The 4,272-nt window shown below is 66.6% G+C and carries 5 protein-coding genes and 2 pseudogenes; 3 read left to right on the forward strand and 4 right to left on the reverse strand.

Annotation, left to right across the window (positions count from 1 at the left end; translation table 11 throughout):
• Positions 1-414: 414 nt before the first annotated feature.
• Positions 415-606, reverse strand: coding sequence for a hypothetical protein (locus ACZ7GZ_RS42360; RefSeq protein ID WP_471033108.1), 192 nt, complete (start codon positions 604-606; stop codon positions 415-417).
• An 11-nt stretch (positions 607-617) separates the two neighbouring features.
• Here ACZ7GZ_RS42360 and ACZ7GZ_RS42365 point away from each other — a divergent pair, with 11 nt between their 5' ends.
• Positions 618-1,139 (forward strand): hypothetical protein, encoded by a 522-nt coding sequence (locus ACZ7GZ_RS42365; RefSeq protein WP_471033111.1) that lies wholly within the window; start codon positions 618-620, stop codon positions 1,137-1,139.
• On the opposite strand, the gene ACZ7GZ_RS42370 is transcribed toward ACZ7GZ_RS42365, so the two are convergent.
• Positions 1,122-1,562, reverse strand: coding sequence for a hypothetical protein (locus tag ACZ7GZ_RS42370; protein ID WP_471033117.1), 441 nt, complete (start codon positions 1,560-1,562; stop codon positions 1,122-1,124). The genes ACZ7GZ_RS42365 and ACZ7GZ_RS42370 overlap by 18 nt on opposite strands.
• Positions 1,563-1,757: 195 nt before the next feature.
• Between ACZ7GZ_RS42370 and ACZ7GZ_RS42375 the strand changes: the two genes are divergently transcribed.
• Complete coding sequence (locus ACZ7GZ_RS42375; protein WP_471033112.1) at positions 1,758-2,639, forward strand: peptidoglycan-binding protein; 882 nt, start codon at positions 1,758-1,760, stop codon at positions 2,637-2,639.
• Positions 2,640-3,095: 456 nt separating this feature from the next.
• Positions 3,096-3,347: pseudogene (locus ACZ7GZ_RS42380) on the forward strand (IS6 family transposase); the annotation flags it as partial.
• On the opposite strand, the pseudogene ACZ7GZ_RS42385 reads toward ACZ7GZ_RS42380, so the two are convergent.
• Together ACZ7GZ_RS42385 and ACZ7GZ_RS42390 are read right to left on the reverse strand one after the other, a co-directional pair.
• Positions 3,347-3,487 (reverse strand): annotated as a pseudogene (locus ACZ7GZ_RS42385) (transposase); the annotation flags it as partial. The pseudogenes ACZ7GZ_RS42380 and ACZ7GZ_RS42385 sit on opposite strands and share 1 nt — an antisense overlap.
• 185 nt (positions 3,488-3,672) lie before the next feature.
• On the reverse strand, positions 3,673-3,834 hold the full coding sequence (locus ACZ7GZ_RS42390; RefSeq protein ID WP_471033115.1) for a hypothetical protein: 162 nt from the start codon (positions 3,832-3,834) through the stop codon (positions 3,673-3,675).
• Positions 3,835-4,272 lie beyond the last annotated feature (438 nt).

Consider the following 4,272-nt stretch of genomic DNA (forward strand, 5'->3'; position numbering starts at 1 on the left):
CGCCGGCTGCGGGAGGACGTGGAGGTCCTCAAGCGGGCCACGGCTTTCTTCGCGAAGGAGACCCGGTGACGGTGCACCCGTTCATCGAGGCGGAGGAGGCAGGGCGATCACAGCATCAAGCGGGCGTGTGAACTGCTGCGGGTCTCCCGTGCCGCCTTCTACGCCCGCCGGACCGGTGCCCCCGGGCCCTCGCGCCGTCCGTGACGCTGAGCTGACCGAGCAAATCACCCAGGTTCCTACGCGCTCGCGCGGAACCTGCGGAGCCCCCGCGGGCGCATGCCGTGCTCCGGCGGGAAGGCAGCGGATGTGGCCGCCGCCGTGCCGCGCGGCTGACGCGAGCCGCCGGACTGGTCGGCCGGCACTGCAGACGACGGCGCCTGAGCAGCCCGCGGTCGGCCAGCGCGACTGGATCGGCTACCGGAACACCAGACAGAAACCTGTGACGACACGAGCCCGAACGTCATCGTCCAGGTAGTCACCCGCCCGGCGCCACAGCAGGACGCCGATGCCCTCGACGACATCCACAAACAGCTGACCCGCCAGGGCTTTCAGCCACTTGAGCACGTCGTCGACGGCGGCTACGTCACCCCGGACAGCATCCACCAAGCCGCCGTCACATGGGGCCTCCCCGTGCTCGGGCCGCGCCCGACCCGCAGGCCGCCCAGCGGCCGGGCTTCACCAAAGAGGATTTCCACATCGACTGGGAGGCCCGCACCATGGCCTGCCCGCACGGCATCACCAGCCCGCCCTGGAAAACCAGCCCTGGGCGACGGACACCCCCGCCTGTCCGTTCTCTTTCCTCGCAAGGCATGCCGGGAATGCGCGACAGGCTGAAGTACACCGGCAATATCGACGGCAAGGGACGCCACATCTTCCTGCTGACCGAGCCCCAGCAGAAGATCCAGACGCAGGTGAGGAAGGACGAGAAAACCACCGACTGGCGGCGGCGCTATGCCATCCGCGCGGGCTGGTGTATGGGTGGGAAGTCCGCCGGACCCCGTCTGGCTTCCACTCCGGGGTTTCGAACTCCCTCGGCCGGTTGGGCTGACGGGGTGAGCGGAAGCCTTTCATCGCGCGTTCGCGCTGCCTCGTTGGCTGATCTCGGCGTGTTGTCGAGGCCCTTATGGGAGCGGTGTTGACGGCTCAGCACACGGTGCGCGGCGCCGCAGGAGCGGCACTCGTAGGTGACCAGCGCCCGCGGTACCCGGCGCTGTTTCTTCATCAACTTGCCCATGAACCGCCTGGTGGCCCTGGCGTCCCGTTTGGACTGCACGAGGATGTCGAGCACATGGCCGTCCTGGTCCACCGCGCGCCACAGGTACTGCCGCTCGCAGGGAGAGCCATTTGTCACCCGGCCTGCGGGGAAGCAGGGCGACCGCGTACGCCGGGCCGAACCGGTCGCACCACTGCCGGACGCTCTCGTGAGAGACGACGATCCCGCAGGCCGGCAGCAACTCCTCGACCTCACGGAATGGCAGCGGAAAGCGGTGATACAGCCACACCGCGCGCGAGATGATCTCCACCGGGAACCGGAACCCACGGTACGACGGCAACCCCGTCACCACCACAGCCCCACCCGTGAAGATCAACAAACCCGACAACCATCCCGGATCCGCGACACCCTCAAGTTGACGACGCCGGCGTTCTCACTCGAACATGCCAGGCCATGACCGTCATGGTTCACCCTGGCTGATGGTTTTCGTGCCGTGTTGCCGGACAACGCTGAAGACGAACCCTGATCATCCAGGAGGCTTTACGTGTCCTTACCGCTGTCTGCCGCGAAGTTCCTGGACGCCCTCAGGCGCGAGGGCGTCATGGTCCGGCAACACGGCCACTGGCGCACACACAACCGCGACCACATGGGCCCCTTTTGCGATGTCCGGGGCATCATGCTCCACCACACGGCCGGCCGTGACTCACTGGAGTTAGTGATTAACGGCTACATGCAGTTACCCGGCCCGCTATGCATCGGTCTCATCGCCAAGGACGGTACCGTCCACCTCGTCGGCTACGGCCGGACCAACCACGCGGGGCGCGGTTCGCTCCCCGTCCTGAACGACGTCACGGCCGACCGGAGGATTCCGCACAGTCCAGGACGCGACCAGGTTGATGGCAACAGCTTCTTCTACGGCTTCGAAATCGAAAACCTCGGCGACGGCCGCGACCTGTACTCGCGGGCACAACTGGCGGCTGTCGAGCGGACGGCTGCCGCGATCTGCCGGGCCCACGACTGGCATGCCACATCGGTGATCGGCCACAAGGAGTGGACCAGCCGGAAAATCGACCCGTCGTTCTCCATGCCGACGATGCGCAAGCGCATCGCCGCCCGCCTTGCCACCGCGGCCGCCGACAGTGACACGACCACGAGGAGCACGGCATCAGCCAGCCGATACGAGCCCTTTCCCGGCGCGGCGTTCTTCCGCACCGGCACCAACTCACCCATCATCACCGCGATGGGTGAGCGTCTCGTCGCCGTCGGCTGCGGCCGGTACACGGTCGGGCCCGGACCACGATGGGGCGAGGCCGACCGGGCCTCGTACGCGTGCTGGCAGCGCGAGCAGGGACACACCCGCCAGGCCGCGCACGGGCACCCCGATCGCCGGACCTGGGACCAGCTCAAGGTGCCCCGCCAGACCTGAAGCAATGAGAGGACAGCGGCGACTGGCGGGACGGTAACGCCTTATCCTTCCGCCCGACGGACAGGCCGCCTTCCCCGACAGTACCCGGCATCTGTTCCTGTCCCTACGGCGGCGCAGCCCGGACCGCGTCTCTGCCGAAATACGGCACCCCGGCGACACGCCCGGCATCCCGGTCCCGGCATGGACAAGGGGCAGGCCAGGGCAGCCATGACCTCATGAAAGTCCCACATAACCCGCCCACCACCCGTCGAACGATTACACGGCGGACTCTCCTCGCCGTCTGGGTGACGATCGCCTGGAAGCTCAAGGAAGCCCTTCCGGCCAGAGATACTGTGTGCGAGCTCGAGTGTCTGGCAGACGCCGTACGGCTTGGCCTCACCACGGCGTCGTCGACTTGAGGGTGTCGCGGGTCCGGGGTGATTGTCGGGTTTGTTGATCTTCACGGGTGGGGTTGTGGTGGTGACGGGGTTGCCGTCGTACCGTGGGTTCCGGTTCCCGGTGGAGATCATCTCGCGCGCGGTGTGGCTGTATCACCGCTTTCCGCTGCCATTCCGTGAGGTCGAGGAGTTGCTGCCGGCCTGCGGGATCGTCGTCTCTCACGAGAGCGTCCGGCAGTGGTGCGACCGGTTCGGCCCGGCGTACGCGGTCGCCCTGCTTCCCCGCAGGCCGGGTGACAAATGGTACTTCGACGAGGTGTTCATCAAGGTCTGCCAGTCAGTTACCTCGTCCGCGACCGCATCGGTGATCTTCCACGCCAGGGCCGCAGAGACCTCGCTGTCGTAAACCTCCTTCAGGTGCCCGGTGATGTTGCGGGTGGTCATGCCCCGTGCGTACAGCGAGAGAATCGTGTCGTCGACCTGGGCCAGATGCCGCTAGCCCTTAGGCACGATCACCCGCTCGAACTCGGACCTGTGATCCCTGGGCACCCCACCGTGACCCGGCCGGCCACCCTGGCGAGCGTCTTTGAGTAGCTGGCTTACGGGAGTTGCCCGAGCCCCGTCCGGCCGGATCTCCGGCCTCGTAACCGAGGTGATCAGCCATCTCCCCAGTCGATCCCCATCGGCTCCACCGACTTGCGCCTGCCGTCCAGGATCAGTCCGCGCACGTACCGCCGACCGTAGCCACGCTGGCCTGCGTAGGCCAGGTATGCGAAGACATCGTCTGTGAACTCGGCGAGATCCGAGAAGATCGCCACGTGGATTGCGGGCTTCTACAACACGTGCCCCAGGCACATCGCCGCAGGCAGCCTGCCTCCAGTGGAGTGCGAACGGGCCGTCAACTAGGAAGGAAGTGAAGCACGTTCATGGGTCCGAGCCGCCTAGAGAAGTTGCTTCCGCTTCCGGGAGATGGCCATGCGCGATCGCCTCCGGCCGAACCCGGTCCCTTTGTATGACGGCAGGCATCCACGTACAGGCCCTCCCAAGTCGATCAACCCCAGGTCATCCACCCCCCGCAGGGGACTTGGCAGCACTCTTCGAACTGCTGCCGCAGCCGCTCGGGATACGGGCCGTACTCGCCGATTGGCAGGTACGGCCCAGTGAACCTCTTTCATCCTGTGCTGGAGGGTGAAATGGGCTGGTCAGCGGGGGTGGTGACGAGGCAGGGCCCCTCGTCGTTGGCGTGGTGATTCCAC

It is taken from the genome of Streptomyces sp. NPDC037288 (assembly GCF_055603265.1).

Excerpts from the sequence above, each read along its gene's own strand:
- ACZ7GZ_RS42365 (WP_471033111.1), top strand. The coding sequence starts at position 618 with ATGGGGCCTCCCCGTGCTCGGGCCGCGCCCGACCCGCAGGCCGCCCAG.